Consider the following 1,358-nt stretch of genomic DNA (forward strand, 5'->3'; position numbering starts at 1 on the left):
CGGCCGGCGGCACGGCCGGTGGCCGGCTGCGGTCGGGTCGCCGGGCCAGGATGACGCAACCGCCCGCGCGCGCCGCATCGTTGTCGTCCCCGAGGAGCACGGGCTGCCGCCAGCCCGCGGCCGACAGCAGCTCCCGCCAGCCGTCGGCGGTCAGCAGCGGCCCTGCCGGGCGAACACCGGTGTCCCGGCGGTCCCAGAAGCCGGGCGCCAGAGCGGACAGCAGGGCGAGGGGCGCGGGGTCGTGCGTCTCCGCCAGGAGCAGCAGTCCGCCGTCGTCCAGCAGCCGGCCGAGCCGGTCGAGGGAGCTTGGTACGTCGCGCGTGGCGTGCAGGGTGTGCGCGGCCACCACCAGGTCGAAGTCGCCCTCCGTCCAGCCCTGGTCCACCGGGTCCCGGTCCAGGTCGAGGACCCGGTACTCGACGACGTCGTGGTCCGCGAAGCGCTTGCGGGCCCGCGGGAAGAGGGCGGCGGAGCCGTCCGCGTACACGTAACGGGTGCGGTCCGGCGGCAGTTCGGGCAGCAGGAAGGCGGTGGCGCCGCCGCTGCCCGCGCCGGCCTCCAGGACGCGCAGCGGCCGGTCCGCCGGCCAGTCGCGGACCAGGGCCCGCAGGGCCGCGCGGGCCGCGCGGTGGGTGAAGCGGCTCGTGCACCCGTCGGTCCGCAACTCCTCCAGCAGATACCGGTGGGACTCCGACCGCAGCAGTTCCGCCGCGTCGCAGTGGCCGCGCAGCACGTCGGGCAATCGGGAGGCGCAGGCGGCGACGAGACCCAGTTCGACGGCCAGCCCGGGAAGTTCCGCGGCGGCCGCCCGGAACCGCTCCAGCGGTGCCGCCGGGCGTACCGTCCGCCAGCCGTCGCCGGCGGGCTCCACCAGCCCGTGGTCGTGCGCGGTCCGCAGCAGCAGGCCGAGCAGCGGGGCCTGTTCGGGGAGTGCCCCGGCCGCGACCAGGTCGGCCACGGTGAAGACGTCGGGCCCGGCGGTGCCGAGCAGCGCGCCGACGGCGGCCGCGCCGAAGTGGGCGGTCAGCTCCCGCAGCCGGCCGGTGGCGTCCTCGTCCGCGGCGTTCCGGCACTCCCGCACCGCCGCCGCACAGGCCCGGGCGACCTCCTGGGGAGCCGGGAAGGGACACGGCGCAGCCGCCGGGCCGGGACGCGGCGCGGCACGCGAGACGGTGCTGTACAGCCGGGCCGGCTCCCGGACTCCGTGGGCGAAGCGGCGCATCCGGCAGCCCTCCAGCGTCAGACACGTCAGCCCGTTGGGGGCGAGCACGGTGACGTCCCACAGCGCCTCCCGGGCGGACAGCGCCCGGGAACGTACGTGGATGTGCCCGGCGGCGGGCATGAGGCGCCACGCCCGG

At 77.7% G+C, this 1,358-nt stretch carries 1 protein-coding gene; it reads right to left on the minus strand.

Annotated elements, in window-relative coordinates; translation table 11 throughout:
* Positions 1 to 1,358: class I SAM-dependent methyltransferase (locus tag AB0K09_RS33395; RefSeq protein WP_366069140.1), on the minus strand; the 1,358-nt coding region annotated here is incomplete at both ends.

Origin of the sequence: Streptomyces sp. NPDC049577, from assembly GCF_040675635.1 — a bacterium.
Classification (GTDB): Bacteria; Actinomycetota; Actinomycetes; order Streptomycetales; family Streptomycetaceae; genus Streptomyces.